Source organism: Rhodococcus sp. BL-253-APC-6A1W, from assembly GCF_012843405.1.
GTDB lineage: Bacteria > Actinomycetota > Actinomycetes > Mycobacteriales > Mycobacteriaceae > Rhodococcus.
Map to the genome: position 1 here is coordinate 528,108 of NZ_JABAFB010000001.1, position 15,839 is coordinate 543,946.

Genomic DNA, 15,839 nt, shown 5'->3' on the forward strand with positions numbered 1-15,839 from the left:
CCATGGGCGAGTTCGACGGCAAAGTTGTCTTCATCACCGGTATCGCGCGAGGTCAAGGCCGTAACCACGCCTTGAGGTTCGCCCGGGAGGGAGCGTCGATCATCGGTATCGACGTCGCGAAGCCGGTATCGGAGTACATCACCTACGAGCAGGCGACCGAAGACGATTTCCGTGAGACCGTCCGACTCGTCGAGGAGGCCGGGGGCAAGATCGTCGCTCGCATCGCCGACGTCCGCGACAGTGCCGCCCTGCGGGCTGCGGTGGACGAGGGTGTCGCGCAGTTCGGACGGCTCGATGTCGTTGTCGCGAACGCCGGCATCTGCAGTTGGAACCGATTCTGGGAAATGCCCGACGAGCAGTTCGAAGAACTCGTCGACATCAACCTCACGGGCGTGTTCAAGACGTTGAAGGCGGCGGCGCCCGCCATGATCGAAGCCGGGAACGGCGGTTCGATCATCGTCGTCAGTTCCGTCGCCGGACTGAAGGCGATGCCCGGACAGGCACATTACGGCGCTGCCAAGTTCGGTCTCGTCGGCATCACCCAGGCTGCTGCGAAAGAACTGGGTGAGTTCAACATCCGCGTCAATTCGATCCACCCGTACGGCGTGAAGACCCCGATGGGCACCGATCAGGGGTCGCTGAAGATGTTCGAGCGCTTCCCGGGCTGGCTCCCCAACTTCGCACCCATCCTCACCGAGAAGCCGATCGCCGATCCCGACGACACGTCCGACGCGGTGCTGTTCCTCGCGAGCGATCGTGCGAAGACGATCACGGGCAGCCAGATGGCGCTCGACCAGGGCAACTCCAAGGTCTAGCCGGTGTCGCGCAACACGGCCGGTCCCGATCCCGGGAACAGCCTCAGGATCGGTCCGGCCACGTTGCGCAACCGGATCATTTTCCCGGCCCACCTGACGAACTTCGCGGTCGACGGGGAGATCACCGACCAGCACATCGCGTATTACACGGCGCGAGCACGCGGCGGGGCAGCGATGATCGTCACCGAGGAACACACGGTGCATCGCTCGGATCGGCCGTACGAGAAGCTGATACGGGGCTGGGATCCCGCCGTGCTACCCGGGTACCGCCGCCTCACCGACGCGGTGCACGCGCACGGCACACGAATCCTGGCTCAGCTCAACCACAACGGTGCACAAGGAAGCTCGATGTACACGGGCCGGCCGTTGTGGGCACCGGGACCGGAACCCGACGCGTTGTTCCGGGAAGTGCCGGCGGCGATCGGTGGCGACGAGATCGCCGAACTGATCGCCGGCTACGCGGCGGTCGCGCGGCGGTGTGCCGACGGCGGATTCGACGGTGTCGAGATCCAGTGCTCGCAGGCGTCGATCCTGCGCGCCTTCCTCGCACCGGGGACCAACCGCCGCACCGACCGCTACGGTGGCGATCCGACCGGTCGTGCCCGGTTGCTCCTCGAGGTCGTGGCCGCGGTCAGGTCCGTGCTGGGGCACGAGTACATCGTGGGGGTGCGTCTGAGCGGCCACGACGGCACCGCCGGCGGGATCGGCATCGACGATGCGGTGCAGGTCGCGCGCATGCTGGATGCGACGGATGCCGTCGACTACCTCAGCACGTCGGTCGGTGTGGCCACCGAAACGCTCCATCTCGTCGAAGCGCCGATGTCCACGCCGCACGGATACTCCTTGTTCGTGCCCGCTGCGTTCCGCGCGGTTGTGTCGCTACCCGTTGTGGGCGTCGGACGGTTCACGACACCCGGCCAGGTCCGCTCCGCGCTGGCAGAGGGGGTCTGCGACCTCGTCGGTGCGGTGCGGGCACAGATCGCCGACCCCGACTTCGCGGGGAAGACTCTCGGTGGACGCGACGCGGAGGTGCGGCCGTGTATCGGTTGCAACCAGGAATGCATCGGGCGGGTCGGTCTGGGCCGGTGGATCGGGTGCACGGTGAACCCGCGCGCGGGCCGCGAATCCACGCCCCTGCCTGCGCCGCGGATGCCGGGCCGCCGGGTGCTCGTGGTCGGTGGTGGACCGGCCGGACTACAGGCTGCCGCTACGTCCGCTCGTCGCGGGCACTCCGTGACGCTGTGTGAGCGAGAGCCGTGGACGGGTGGGCAGATTCGCGCCGCGGCGACCGCACCGCACCGCGGCGAACTGGCAGGGATGGTGACGAGCCTCGAGGCGGAATGCGCTCGGGCCGGTGTCGAGATCAGGACCGGATTCGAGGTCGATGCCGACTTCGTCCGCGCCTACCGGCCCGACGCCGTGATCGTGGCGACAGGTGCCCGGCCTCAGCGGCCGGTCTGGGCCGGAGACTCCGCGAAGGTCGTGGACGTCCGCGACGTGCTCGAGGGTCGCGGCGATCCGGAGGGGAGGGTGCTCGTGGTCGACGATCTGGGTTTTCATCAGGCGACGTCGGTGGCCGAACTTCTCGCCGGACGTGGCTGCACCGTGACGGTGTGCACCGGCGGCATGATCGTCGGACAGGATCTCGGCCTCACCCTCGATATGGACGGATGGACGCGTCGCGCCCATGCTGCGGGGATCATGCAGATCACCGACGTGATGGTCACGGGAGTCGTGGACGCCGACGACGCGACGGTCGTGTCGCTCGTCGATCACCGGACCGGCACGGCCCGGCCCTTCGTGGCCGACGCCGTGGTGGTCGTCGCCCATCAGGAACCCGTGGACGAACTCTGGAAACAACTGTGCGACAGCAGCATTCCTGTGTTCCGCGTCGGCGACGCGGTGACCCCGCGCCGTGCGCACAACGCGATCCTCGAGGGGGATGCCGCAGCGATCGCGGTGTGACACCGCGTCCGAGTGTGCGGTGCCTACGAACCGAGTTCGCGTCGCATCGCAACGCGTGGACGGTAGTCGAGTCCCAGCTCCGTTTCGTGTGCGCGAATCCGGCGCAGCCCCGGGGTGAGTTCTCCGTCGCCGAGAATGCGGAAGCCGAGGCGTTCGTAATAGGGCGCGTTCCAGGGAACGTCGCGGTAGGTCGTGAGCGTCACGGCGTTGTACCCGTGATCGCGAGCCCACCCGGCGGCGTGGGCGAGCAGGTCGCGACCGACGCCGCGCCGAGCGTGACCGGGATGCACCGAGACCTGCTCGATGTGGAGCGCGTCGTCGACCGGTTCGGCGATCAGGTACGCCACCGGCGCACCGCCTTCGTCGAACGCCACCCAGTTCCGGCCCGCGGCGAGATGACGGTGCAATTCCGCGACCGTCGGCGGGGCGTCGTCCGCGACGAAGGTCATGCCCAGTTCGGCGAACTGTTCGCCCGCCGCCCGTTCGATGTCCTGGAGCAACGGTAGTTCTGCCTCCGCCGCGAGCCGGATGCGAGGCAATCCCTTGGCGAAGTACAGCGAAGACTCCGAGTCGGCCCAGACGCCGAACCGCTCGTGCATCGGGGCGTACCCGGCTGCGGTGTACATCGCGATGGCTTCCGGTTGCGCAGTGCCGGTTTCGAGCACCATCCGGCGACGTCCCGCGTCCGCTGCGGTTCGCTCCAGCGCGTCGAGCAGGCGCCGCGCGATTCCGCGTCGCCGCGAATCCGCACGCACGTACATCCTCTTGATCTCCGCGTCGCCGTCGCGCAGACCGGGATGCCCCGCGTCGTACGCGCGCCAGCCCCCGATGCCCAGCGGCGCAGTTCCGGAATGTGCGAGCAGGAACAGCCCGCGTGGGGGTGCGAACTGTTCCGGATGAAGTTCGGTGTGGTCGGGCCCGCCGTAGCGACGCACGTACTCGAGCTGAACCTCGTCGATGAGGGCCTGCACGTCCGGGTCGTCCAAGGGACGAGGTTCGATCTGCACCAGACGAGAGTACGTGCCGGCCGTGGCGCGACCGGCGCCGATCCTCCCGCCTGTCCCTCGGGCCCACGATCCTCCGACGGGACTCGCCCGGCGGACAACCGGATAAACACACTCGGCGGTATTGCTGGGCATTTGCGGGAGATGTTTATCGAATCGTTGCATGGGCACCCACTGGTGATGCACAAGAACATATTCATCCCGGCCCTGACCGATCAGCAGCGTGACAAGCTCGACACTCTTTCGAACGCCGACGAACTCCGGTTCCACGGCCTTCTGGATTACGAGTCACTGGTCGAGCCCGAGACCTATGTGTTCCGAGACCTGCTCGACCGGGCACGCCGCGAACTCGACGAGTTCGACGGCAGCGTGGACGGGATCGTCGCGCACTGGGATTTCCCGACGAGCGTGCTCGCTCCGATTCTCGCCGCCGAACGGGGCCTGCCCGCGCCGACACTCCGCAGTATTCTCCAGTGCGAGCACAAGGCGTGGAGCCGAATCGAGCAGCGGAAGAGCATTCCCGAATGTGTCCCGGGCTTCGCGGTTTTCGATCCTTTCGACGACAACGCGCTCGATTCGATCGACCTTTCCTTCCCGTTCTGGGTCAAGCCGATCAAGTCCCACTCGTCGCAACTCGGATTCGAGATCAACAGCGCCGAGGAGTTCGCCGCTGCACTCGAGCAGATCCGTGCCGAGATCGGCCGGGTCGGGGACGCGTTCGACGAAGTGCTGTCCCTGGTGGAACTGCCGCCCGAACTCGAAGGAGTCGGCGGCAACATGTGCCTCGCCGAAGACATCATCACGGGTATCCAGGTCGCGCCCGAAGGCACGATGTTCAACGGCGAGTACCGCATTCACGGCTTCTTCGACATGCGTAAGGATGCGGCAGGGCACAGCTTCGACAGGCTCGACTACCCGGCACAGTCGGTCCCCGAGGATGTGCAGCAACGCATGATCGATCTGACGGAGCGGTACCTGCGTCACGTCGGTTTCGACAACGGCTGCTTCAACACGGAGTTCATGTGGGACGAGAAGACGGGAAAGCTGTCGCTCATCGAGGTCAACACCCGCATCTCGCAGTCGCACAGTGACCTGTTCGTCAAGGTCGACGGAACGTCGAACCACGAGGTGGCGATCGATATCGCGCTCGGCGTGGAACCGCGCATCGAACCGCGCAAGGGCAAGTTCCGCCACGCGGCGCAGTGCCACGTCGGCTACTACTCCGACGGTATCGTGCGCAGCGTCCCCAGCGCCGACGATCTCGCCCGAGTCTGTGAGGAGATCCCGGATACGGTGGTGGACATCAAGGTTCGGGTAGGCGACCGGCTCTCCGAACTGCCCAACCAGGACGGCTACCGAACGGTCCTCGCGACGCTGTACATCGGTGCCGACGACGTCGGCGGGCTCGAGAAGTACTTCGATCGTGCGACCGAGTTGCTGCCGTTCGGGATCGACGAGATCTCCGAATAAGGCCTTCCTGCCTGCGACTTGTTCAACCGATCGACAGGAAGGTACTCGTGCAGACAGTGACGTCCTTTCCCCACAGTGTTCGTGTCATCGAGAACACCTTCATCACGATGCCCGACGGCTGTCGGCTGTCGGCTCGCATCTGGCTTCCGGAAGGAGTCGAGAACAACCCGGTTCCCGCTGTGCTGGAATATATTCCGTATCGGCACCGGGATACCACCCGAGCGCGAGACGAGCTCAACCACCCGTACATCGCCGGCCACGGATACGCCTGTATCCGGGTGGACCTGCGCGGCAGCGGCAACTCCGACGGGGTACTCGAGGACGAGTACCTCCCTACCGAGCAGGACGACGCGTGCGCCGTGATCGAGTGGGCTGCGCAGCAACCCTGGTGCGACGGCAACGTCGGCATGATGGGTATCTCGTGGGGCGGCTTCAACAGCCTTCATGTTGCCGCGAAGCGGCCACCGGCACTCAAAGCGATCATCAGCGCGTCCGCCACCGACGATCTGTACGTCGACAACATGCACTACATGGGTGGATGCCTGCTGTCGGACAACCTGTCCGAAGCCACCGTGATGTTCGCCTTCAACAGCATGGCGCCGGACCCGACGATCGTCGGCGACCGGTGGCGCGAGATGTGGCACGAACGATTGCAGGGCAGCGGACTGTGGGTCGAGAAGTGGCTCGAGCATCAACATCGGGACGACTACTGGAAGCGTGCCTCCGTCAACGAGAACTACGCGGACGTGCAATGTCCCGTGTTCGCGGTGGGCGGCTGGGCCGACGGTTACACCAACGCGATCTTCCGGCTGATGGAGAACCTCGACGTCCCTCGTAAGGGACTCATCGGACCGTGGGGTCACAAGTACCCGCACCAGGGAGTGCCCGGTCCGGAGATCGGGTTCCTGCAGGAGGTCGTCCGGTGGTGGGACTACTGGCTCAAGGGGATCGACAACGGCATCATGGACGAACCCATGCTCCGCATGTGGAAGCAGGGCAGCGTCCCGCCGCACCCGCGCTACCCCGAGCGGCCGGGTACATGGATCTCCGAGCCGTCGTGGCCCGCGCCGGGCATCGAGAGCCGCGAGTACTCGCTCACGCGCTTCGGACTGGACCAGGACGCCGATCCGGACGCCGTGGAGCGCCGGGACCTGGCGGTGTGTTCACCGCTGAGCCTGGGGATGGCGGGTGGCAAGTGGGCCTCGTACGCGGCCACTCCCGACCTGCCCTCCGATCAGCGGGAAGAGGACGGCGGCGCACTCGTTTTCGAAACCGAAGCCCTCGACGAACCGCTCGACGTGGTCGGCCTGCCGAAGCTCGATCTCGAGATCAGTGCCGACAAGCCGGTGGCGATGGTCGCGGCCAGGCTCAGCGATGTCGCTCCGGACGGCCAGGCGACGCGAGTGACCTACGGTCTGCTGAACCTCACGCATCGTGACGGCAGCGCGGACCCGCAGCCGCTCGAGCCGGGTCGCAAGTATCGGGTGCGCGTCAAGCTCAACGGGATGGCGCAGGAGTTCCCGGCAGGCCATCGCATCCGCTTGTCGTTGTCCACCTCGTACTTTCCGCTGGTGTGGCCGGCGCCCGAACTCGCGACCCTCACGGTGACCACCGGCGAAAGCCGTCTGAGCCTGCCCGTGCGTCCGCGACGCGACGCCGAGGACTCGGCGCTGCCCGCGTTCGGTGAGCCCGAAGGTGCGGAATCCTCCGCCGTCACACGGGTCGAGCCGGGCGAACACCACTGGCGGACCTCGCGCGATCTCGAAACCGGCGTGACCACACTCGAGATCAAGGACGACCAGGGAGAACTCTTCGTCGAAGACACCGGTACCACGATGCGGAGCGCAACGACCGAGTGGTTCAGCTTCCAGGGGAACGACGTGGAGTCGGCGCGCGGCGAGACCCAGACCGTGCGCTATCTCGGTCGAGGGGACTGGCAGACGGAGGTGCGGACCCGGACGGTGCTGACATCGACACCGGACGAGTTCGTGATCACAGCACAGTTGGATGCGTACGAGTCCGACGAGATCCACGGCAAGCGGCGCGTCTACTCCGAGAACTGGAATCGGGAAATACCTCGCTTGCTGGTGTGACACCACGCGCTCGCGGTGCGGGCTGTCCGACGCACTAGCATCGGACCGGTGATACGGGATCTTGCCGGCGCCTATTGGACCCACGTCGAACCGGAGCGGTGGACCGTCGCGGTACCGGTGGGATCGCTCGAACAACACGGCCCGCATCTGCCCCTCGATACCGATACCCGGATCGCCACGGCCGTTGCCGAGGCACTTCCCGACGTCCTCGTGGCTCCGCCGCTCGCGTACGGCGCGAGCGGCGAGCACGAGGACTTTCCGGGAACAGTGTCCATCGGAGCAGAGGCGCTGCGCACCGTGTTCGTGGAGTACGGGCGCTCTATCTGCCGCTGGGCTTCCCGGGTGCTGTTCGTGAACGGGCACGGCGGAAACGCATATGCCCTGGCCGAAGCCGTGTCGCTGCTGCGCTACGAGGGGCGCGACGTGGCCTGGCTCCCGTGCGCGGTGCCGGGCGCCGACGCCCACGCGGGGGTGACCGAAACGAGTCTGATGTTGCACCTGTTCCCGAACGCGGTGGATATGGCGAGCGCGGTTGCCGGGAACACAGATCCGATCTCCACTCTGATGCCACAACTGCGTGAAGCCGGTATGGTTTCGGTGTCGGCGAACGGGGTTCTCGGCGATCCCACCACCGCAACTGCAGCGCAGGGGGCCCGCTTGTTCGCACACCTGACGGAACGTGCAGCATCGCAGGTCGCTCGGTGGGAACCGGGCACGGAGGGGGGACTTCGGTGAGTCAGGCGACAACACCCGAACTGGCGCAGACTCCCGGTGGACGGCTACCCGACGGATTCGGGGTGCGCATCGATCCGCGGGTCCGGCGGTTCGCCGGCGGGCGCGTACTCATCGGAGGCTCGCCCACCCGGATGCTCAAACTGGCGCCCGCCGCCGCGGCGATGATCGACGGCGATCACCTCGAGGTCGTCGACTCCCGAACCGCGGTGGTCGCCCGGCGGCTGCTCGACTCCGGTGTCGGTAATCCGCGTCCCACGCGACTGCCCTCCACCGCGGACGTCACGGTGGTCGTTCCCGTCCGGAACAATGCGGCGGGAGTGCGGCGGTTGCTGCAAGCGCTTCCCGGCCTCGAGGTCATCGTGGTCGACGACGGCTCCGACATGCCGATCGACTGGCCGGACAACCCGCGGGTCCGCGTGGTCCGATTCGAGGCATCGCGCGGACCCTCCGCAGCACGAAACATCGGATTGCGGGAAGCACAAACAGAATTCGTGGCATTCCTCGACTCCGATGTCGTTCCGCGCATCGGGTGGCTCGAGGCGTCGCTCGGCCATTTCAGCGATCCGGCCGTGGCGCTCGTCGCGCCCCGCATCGTGGCTCTCGATCCCGACAACGGAGCGCTGGCACGCTACGAGCACGCCCGCTCGTCGTTGGACCTCGGCCGCCGGGAAGCCCCCGTTGTGGCAGGTAGCCCGGTGTCCTACGTCCCCAGCGCCGCCATGGTGGTCCGCCGCGAGGCACTTGCCGGGTGCGGGGGTTTCGACGAGTCGATGCACGTCGCGGAGGATGTCGACGTGTGCCGCCGCCTCCGGAGCGAGGGATGGCGACTCCGGTACGAACCGGTTGCGCGGGTTGCCCACGATCATCGTGTGAGTTTCCCGGAATGGTTCTCCCGCAAGGTCTTCTACGGAACCGGGGCGGCGCCGCTGGAAGCGAGACATCCCGGCACCGTGCCCCCGATGGCGATGTCCGTCTGGACCCTTCTCGCGTGCTCGGCCGTCGCCACGATGACCCGGTTCGGCGTCGTCGTCGCGGTACTGACCCAATTCGTCACGCTCGTGCGGTTGCGCCGCATGTTCGCCGAACTCGACCGGCCGACGCGCATCGCAGCGGTGCTGACCGGTCAGAGCTTCGCGGGCGGTATGTGGCAGGTCGCGTCCGCCGTCTGCCGGCACTACTGGCCGCTCACATTCGTTGCGGCGGTGCTGTCGTCGAAAGTGCGGCGCGCGGTGGTGGCTTTCGCTGTGGCAGAAGGCATGTGGGACTGGTATTCGCACCGCGAGGGCGGTGGCCTCGACCCGGTGCGGTACGTCTTCTTCAAGCGCCTCGACGACCTCGCCTACGGCGCCGGGCTCTGGAAAGGGGTCGTCGACGCCCGCGATCCCGCGGCGCTGATGCCCGATATCCGGTCCTGACGTGATTCCGGCGCGCGCCGACATCGTGGTGGTCGGGGGTGGGAGCGCCGGATGCACACTTGCCGCCACCCTCGCCGGACGCCCGGGCCGCACCGTCGTGCTGCTCGAGAGCGGTCCCGGCTACGCGAGCACCGGTACCGCGCCACCGGAACTCCTGGACGCCTCGAGGCTTCCCGTTGGGCCTGAAAGTCGTTGGACTGCGCAATATCCGGTGCTCCTGGCCGGGAGGCCCGGCACGATTGCCCGGGGCCGGGTGCTCGGAGGATCCGGCGCGGTCAACGGCGGCTACTTCGTCCGCGGGCGCCCGGGGGATTTCGACGCCTGGCCCCCGTCGTGGTCGTTCGACCACGTGCTGCCGTACTTCCGGCTCATCGAGCACGACTCGGACTTCGGCGACGAGTGGCACGGCGCCGCCGGACCGGTACCGGTGTCGCGAACCCCGTGGTCCCGTCTGCACGCCGTGGCGCGCGCGTTCCACGATGCCGCTGTGGCGGCGGGCCATCTTCCGGTGGAGGACCTCAACGCGCCCGGTCCGGTCGGGGTGGGACGCGTTCCCCTCAACATCGCGAACGGGGTACGCATGGGACCGGCACTCTCGTCGTTGATGCCCGCGCTCGCCTCCCCGAATCTGACCGTGTGCTCCGGTACGCGGGCGCGCAGGGTGGTGATGTCCGGTGCCGAGGCGGTAGGGGTGGAGGTGGACGGCGGTGACGGCGTCGCGTTCATCGAGGCGGGAAGTGTCGTGCTGTGCGCGGGTGCGGTCGAGAGTCCCCGCCTTCTCCTGCTCTCCGGCATCGGGCCCGCGGACGAACTCGCCACGCTCGGCGTCGCGCCCGTCGTCGACCTTCCCGGGGTCGGTACGGGATTTACCGACCATCCGGAAGTTGCCGTTCCGTACCGGTACCGCAGCGATCTGCCTCTCGGTGCGGCTGTACTCGAAACTGTCCTGCACACAGACGAACTCGAACTGCGTCCCTACACGGCTCCGTTCGCCGACTCCGTACCGGGCAGTGGCGCTGCCGTACCTGTGCTGGGGGTCGTCCTCACCCGGCCGCGCAGTCGCGGGCGCCTGATCTTCGACGCACGCGACCCGTACGCCGCGGCTCTCCTGGACTACGGATACCTGGACGACCCTCGCGATCGTGCAGCGCTCCGGCACGGGGTCGCATCGGCGGTCCACCTGCTCGCGGCGATGGACGAGGTCGTGGACCCGCACAGTGTTCCGACGGGCGCAGCGGACGTGGACGACGAGTGGCTCGCGGCGCATCTCGGTACGTCCCAGCACTTGTCGGGCTCGTGCAGGATGGGTTCGGACGATTCGGCGGTCGTCGACGACCGGTGCCGGGTGCACGGCGCCGAGCGTCTCTTCGTCGCCGACACCTCCGTGTTCCCGCAGGTGCCCAGCCGGGGCCCGCATGCCACGGTCGTGATGCTGGCGAGGCGTGTCGCGGACGCCCTCTGAATCCGGCAGGCGTCCGCCAGGGTGCCCCGAGTGCGATGACACCGACCCGCTGTGATCTGCACTACAGTGGCCCCCGGCGGAACGCGAGGAGGACAGCGGTAGATGATCGACCGTGCGGGAGCGAAAGCCCTTTCGTGGATGGCGCTGCATCCTGGGGACGACGCGGAAGCGCACGCCCGTCGACTGTCGGAAGTCCATACGGCTGTGGTGGGATCGGCGTCGAGCAGAGAGCGGTCTGCTGCGCTTGCGTCCCCCGCGGCGGTACGCCCCGTAGTGCGCGACTCGTGGCTCCGTAGCCTCGGCAGGGCGATCGATCCCGACGTCATCGAGCAACCCCTGTTGCTGACCGGCAAGGATCTCGAGGACTACCGCGCGGGACACCCGATGGCGATGATCCGTCCGGTCGTGCGCAAGCTTCTCGTGGAAGATGCGGCCGACAGCGGACTGCTGATCGCGATCAGCGACGAGCGGGGACGACTGCTGTGGATCGAGGGAGACCACGACGCCCGCGACCGGGCGCTGGCGATGAACTTCGCCGAGGGCGCGGATTGGAGTGAGGAGCACGTCGGGACCAACGCTCCCGGCACGGCTCTCACACTCGATCGGTGCGTGCAGATCTTCGGTGCCGAGCACTACAACCGTGCCGTGCACGAGTGGAGTTGCTCGGCGGCCCCCGTCCACGACCCCATCAGCGGCCGCATCCTCGGAGCACTCGACATCACCGGCGGACCGCGCGTCGCGGTGCCGGAGGTTTTACAACTGGTGCGGGCGACGGCTGCCGCTGCCGAAGCCGAACTGCGCCTGTCCATGCTCGAGGGTGCGAGTGCCCAGTCTTCTGCCGCCTGCATGCTCGAAACGTTCGGCCCGGGACGTGCGACGCTCGTTCGCGGACGCGACCGGCTCGCGCTGTCGCAACGGCATGCCGAGATTCTGCTCATTCTCAGCGAGCATCCGGAAGGGGTCGGCGCTCGGAGGCTTGCGGTCCTGCTCGACGAGAACGAACTCGATGCCGTGACGGTGCGCGCCGAGATATCCCGTCTGCGTAGGGTACTCGGGCCGGACACGATCGCGTCCCGGCCGTATCGAGTGCAGAGCGCGCTGCGCACCGATGTTACGAACGTACGTGCGGCGCTGGATCGCGGGGACCTCGACACCGCGGTGCGCCTCTACACCGGCAGGGTGCTTCCCGGCTCGGGCGCGCCGGGAGTGATCGACGTGGGCGACGAGTTGGATGCCGGAATCCGGGGTGCGCTCCTGCGCCGGGGTGCGGCGCCGCTGCTCGCCCGCTGGACGGCATCGATTCACGGCCGCGAAGACCTGCCCGCGTGGAGTGCGTATCTCGGATGCCTGGACCCGGACTCCACCGTGTTCGCACAGGTCGAGGCGAAGATCCGGATACTCGACCGGAACTTCGCAACCTAGTTGCAACCCCGGCGTTTGTAGTGTCCGGGGTCACACCCTCGACGGGTGATCACCCCGACGCGCAGGAGAACACGATGCCCGAGTACGCCCGCCCCGGTTCGCCCGATGCCCTGATGTCCTTCCGGTCCCGTTACGACAACTGGATCGGCGGTCGATGGGTGGCTCCCGTTTCGGGCGAGTACTTCGAGGACATCACTCCCGTGACCGGACAACCGTTCACCGAGGTCGCGCGTTCGACCGACAAGGACATCGAACTCGCTCTCGACGCCGCGCACGCCGCCGCCCCGGCGTGGGGCAAGACGTCACCGGCGGAACGGGCGCTGATCCTGAACCGGATCGCCGACCGGATCGAAGAGAACCTCGAGGCCGTCGCGGTCGCCGAAACGTGGGACAACGGCAAGCCCATCCGGGAAACTCTCAACGCGGACATCCCGCTGGCGATCGACCACTTCCGGTACTTCGCGGGCGCGATCCGCGCGCAGGAAGGCTCGATCTCCGAGATAGACGCCGATACCGTGGCCTACCACTTCCAGGAGCCTCTCGGCGTCGTGGGCCAGATCATCCCGTGGAACTTCCCGATCCTGATGGCGGTGTGGAAGCTTGCCCCGGCGCTCGCAGCCGGAAATGCCGTGGTGCTCAAGCCCGCCGAGCAGACGCCCGCGTCGATTCTGTATCTCGTCGAGCTGATCGGCGACCTGCTTCCCGACGGTGTGGTCAACATCGTCAACGGTTTCGGAACCGAGGCCGGCAAGCCGCTCGCCTCGAGTCCGCGCATCCGCAAGATCGCCTTCACCGGTGAGACCACGACCGGGCGGCTCATCATGCAGTACGCCTCGCAGAACCTCATCCCTGTCACCCTCGAACTCGGCGGCAAGAGCCCCAACATCTTCTTCTCCGACGTGATGTCCGCTCCCGACGACTTCCAGGGCAAGGCACTCGAGGGATTCACCATGTTCGCCCTCAACCAGGGCGAGGTGTGCACCTGCCCGTCCCGCGCACTCATCCAGCAGGACATCTTCGACGACTTCCTGTCCCTCGCTGCGGTGCGTACCAAGGCCGTACGGCAGGGAAACCCGCTCGACACCGACACGATGATCGGTGCGCAGGCATCCAACGACCAACTCGAGAAGATCTTGTCCTACATCGAGATCGGGAAGGGCGAGGGCGCCAAGATCGTCACCGGCGGTGAACGCGCCGACCTCGGCGGTGACCTGTCGGGCGGCTACTACGTGCAGCCGACGATCTTCGAGGGCCACAACAAGATGCGGATCTTCCAGGAGGAGATCTTCGGGCCCGTCGTGTCGGTGACGTCGTTCCGGGACTTCGACGATGCGATCGCGACCGCCAACGACACGCTGTACGGTCTCGGCGCCGGTGTCTGGTCGCGCGACGGTGGAGTCGCATATCGCGCCGGCCGCGCGATCCAGGCCGGCCGGGTGTGGACCAACACGTACCACCAGTACCCCGCCCACGCGGCGTTCGGCGGCTACAAGCAGTCGGGCATCGGCCGCGAGAACCACCACATGATGCTCGACCACTACCAGCAGACGAAGAACCTGCTCGTCTCCTACGCTCCGAAGGCCCAGGGATTCTTCTGATCGCTCTCGGCGCCCGCACCTTTCGTACAGGGAAGTGCGGGCGCCGACCGGTTTTCTGTGAAAGAGAGGGTATGCCGTGTCAGTCCCAGCCCGGGTGACGGCCACGGTCGCGGCCGTGGATCTTCTGCGCCGCTTGGCCGACCGCAACGGATCGCTGATGATCCACCAGTCGGGAGGATGTTGCGACGGGTCGTCGCCGATGTGCTTTCCGGAAGGCGAATTTCTGGTGGGTGATCGGGATGTGCTCCTCGGCGTGCTCGACCTCCGTCTCGGCGTGGGTCGCACGCTTCCCGATCCGCCGTCCGGGGCCGATTCTGTTCCCGTGTGGATCTCGGGGTCGCAGTTCGAGGTCTGGAAGCACACCTGTCTGGTGCTCGATGTGGTTCCGGGAAGGGGAGCGGGCTTCAGTCTCGAAACGCCCGAGGGTGTCCGATTCCTTGCTCGGGGAAGAGTATTCACCGAGCCGGAGAACGCCGCGCTTGCGACGTCGCCGGTCGTGCTCGGGAAGGAGTGGGAGAGCGGCGTCCGGCCGTGCGCCTCGCCGGTGCCACTCGTGGTGGCCGACGCCGAGGCCGGATGCGCCGTGCCTCAGTGGCCGGACCGTGACGACGAGACCGGTGGCGGCCCGGATGCTGTCGCCGGAGAGGTCGGTCCACCCGCGAGTGCCTGATAACTCACGTTCCACAGCCATTCGACTGGACCCCGCTCGAATCGGGCCAGCCACAGGCGCGCGACGATCATGAGCGTCGCGCAGACGGCGGCGAACAGCGCCACGGTGGCCGGCACGATCGTGTCGCCGTCCAGGCGAGCGGCCATGCCGAATCCCCAGCCGTAGCACACTGTCGAACACAGGATGTTCTGCAATATGTAGCAGCTCAATGCCATTCGTCCCACAGGGCTGAGAGCGGTGCCGACCGCGCCGGGTGCACGACCGTCGGCATAGCGGTGTGCGACGGCTGCGAGGAGTGCGAAAGCCACGATCGGGGCCGTGCCGTAGCGGCCCAGGACGAGACCCGCGTCGGTCCCGGACAGGCCCAGCGCGAAGTCGATCGGGAGCGCGGCACCGAACCCGACGATCATGAGAATGCGTCGGAGCCGGGCCTGTTCCGGGTCGAGGATGCCGCGGAGGTACAGCCGTGCGCCGATGAGGAAAAGAGCTATCGACAGCGGCAGGATGAAGATCGTTTCCAGCCGGAACAGCGCGATGTTCTCGGCACGGAAGACCACCAGATCCCAGAATGAGCCGTCCGCATAAGGATTGGGGGACAGCGTCCGGTTGCCCGGATTCGCAGGCAGCGCAGCGAGTGCGGCTACCACGACGGCGAGCATCGCGGCGTGCAGAGCGAGTGCGCAGGCGATCCAGATCCGCTGGGAGCGGATGCCGGTAGCCAGGACGAACGCGACGACGAGTCCGGTGACGGCGTATCCGGTGAGCACGTCGAACTCGGTGAACAGGAAGTAGTGCAGTATCCCGTCGATCATGAGAAGTCCTGCCCGCCAAGGGTATTTACCCGGCCACGGAAGTCCCCGTCCGGTCGCCGAACGCTGCTGGATGGCGAGTCCGATGCCGAACATGATCGTGAGGAGCCCGAGGGACTTTCCCTGCGTCACCTGTTGGAGCACGTCTTGGACGAAAGACCAGCTTCCGGTCGCTCGTCCGGTGCCGTTGATATAGCCGACCAATCCTTCCACGTTGGTGAAGATCCAGATGTTGGTACCGAGGGTGCCGAGAATCGCGACCCCTCGTAGTACGTCGAGTGCGGCGTATCGAGGTGTGGTGCTCACGGTGATCCCTTCCGGGGGACGCAGAGCGTAAGTAGCACGGTCGTGCTTACAAAAAGTGATGCTAGCACGACCGTG

At 66.9% G+C, this 15,839-nt stretch carries 12 protein-coding genes; 10 read left to right on the forward strand and 2 right to left on the reverse strand.

Features of this window, described 5'->3' with window-relative positions:
• Nucleotides 1-2: 2 nt before the first annotated feature.
• Nucleotides 3-815: a mycofactocin-coupled SDR family oxidoreductase gene (locus HF877_RS02460; protein WP_169619548.1), complete on the forward strand. Its 813-nt coding sequence runs from the start codon at nt 3-5 to the stop codon at nt 813-815.
• A 3-nt stretch (nt 816-818) separates the two neighbouring features.
• Nucleotides 819-2,780 (forward strand): mycofactocin system FadH/OYE family oxidoreductase 2, encoded by a 1,962-nt coding sequence (locus HF877_RS02465; protein ID WP_169619549.1) that lies wholly within the window; start codon nt 819-821, stop codon nt 2,778-2,780.
• Nucleotides 2,781-2,803: 23 nt separating this feature from the next.
• Here HF877_RS02465 and HF877_RS02470 read toward each other — a convergent pair whose 3' ends face one another.
• Nucleotides 2,804-3,787: a GNAT family N-acetyltransferase gene (locus HF877_RS02470; RefSeq protein WP_169619550.1), complete on the reverse strand. Its 984-nt coding sequence runs from the start codon at nt 3,785-3,787 to the stop codon at nt 2,804-2,806.
• Nucleotides 3,788-3,964: 177 nt separating this feature from the next.
• Between HF877_RS02470 and HF877_RS02475 the strand changes: the two genes are divergently transcribed.
• From HF877_RS02475 to HF877_RS02510, 8 genes are all read left to right on the forward strand, one after another.
• Nucleotides 3,965-5,254, forward strand: coding sequence for an ATP-grasp domain-containing protein (locus HF877_RS02475; protein ID WP_169619551.1), 1,290 nt, complete (start codon nt 3,965-3,967; stop codon nt 5,252-5,254).
• A gap of 47 nt (nt 5,255-5,301) precedes the next feature.
• Nucleotides 5,302-7,347 (forward strand): CocE/NonD family hydrolase, encoded by a 2,046-nt coding sequence (locus HF877_RS02480; protein ID WP_169619552.1) that lies wholly within the window; start codon nt 5,302-5,304, stop codon nt 7,345-7,347.
• Between the two features lie 48 nt (nt 7,348-7,395).
• Entirely contained in the window at nt 7,396-8,082 is a 687-nt protein-coding gene (gene mftE, locus HF877_RS02485) for a mycofactocin biosynthesis peptidyl-dipeptidase MftE (RefSeq protein ID WP_296550401.1), read from the forward strand.
• Nucleotides 8,079-9,497, forward strand: a complete 1,419-nt coding sequence (gene mftF, locus HF877_RS02490) for a mycofactocin biosynthesis glycosyltransferase MftF (protein ID WP_296550402.1) — start codon at nt 8,079-8,081, stop codon at nt 9,495-9,497. The genes mftE and mftF overlap by 4 nt, the downstream gene beginning before the upstream one ends.
• Before the next feature lies 1 nt (nt 9,498).
• Nucleotides 9,499-10,959, forward strand: a complete 1,461-nt coding sequence (mftG, locus tag HF877_RS02495) for a mycofactocin system GMC family oxidoreductase MftG (RefSeq protein WP_169619554.1) — start codon at nt 9,499-9,501, stop codon at nt 10,957-10,959.
• A 102-nt stretch (nt 10,960-11,061) separates the two neighbouring features.
• Complete coding sequence (locus tag HF877_RS02500) at nt 11,062-12,381, forward strand: helix-turn-helix domain-containing protein (RefSeq protein WP_169619555.1); 1,320 nt, start codon at nt 11,062-11,064, stop codon at nt 12,379-12,381.
• 74 nt (nt 12,382-12,455) lie between these two features.
• Nucleotides 12,456-13,979, forward strand: a complete 1,524-nt coding sequence (gene adh / locus HF877_RS02505) for an aldehyde dehydrogenase (RefSeq protein ID WP_169619556.1) — start codon at nt 12,456-12,458, stop codon at nt 13,977-13,979.
• 76 nt (nt 13,980-14,055) lie between these two features.
• Nucleotides 14,056-14,649: a DUF779 domain-containing protein gene (locus tag HF877_RS02510; RefSeq protein WP_169619557.1), complete on the forward strand. Its 594-nt coding sequence runs from the start codon at nt 14,056-14,058 to the stop codon at nt 14,647-14,649.
• Here HF877_RS02510 and HF877_RS02515 read toward each other — a convergent pair.
• Nucleotides 14,568-15,770, reverse strand: a complete 1,203-nt coding sequence (locus tag HF877_RS02515) for a DUF418 domain-containing protein (RefSeq protein ID WP_169619631.1) — start codon at nt 15,768-15,770, stop codon at nt 14,568-14,570. The two genes, HF877_RS02510 and HF877_RS02515, sit on opposite strands and share 82 nt — an antisense overlap.
• Nucleotides 15,771-15,839: the final 69 nt, after the last annotated feature.

Bases quoted from the DNA above. Each gene is read 5' to 3' on its own strand.
- HF877_RS02500 (WP_169619555.1), top strand. From the start codon at position 11,062: ATGATCGACCGTGCGGGAGCGAAAGCCCTTTCGTGGATGGCGCTGCAT.
- adh (WP_169619556.1), top strand. From the start codon at position 12,456: ATGCCCGAGTACGCCCGCCCCGGTTCGCCCGATGCCCTGATGTCCTTC.
- HF877_RS02475 (WP_169619551.1), top strand. From the start codon at position 3,965: ATGCACAAGAACATATTCATCCCGGCCCTGACCGATCAGCAGCGTGAC.
- HF877_RS02460 (WP_169619548.1), top strand. From the start codon at position 3: ATGGGCGAGTTCGACGGCAAAGTTGTCTTCATCACCGGTATCGCGCGA.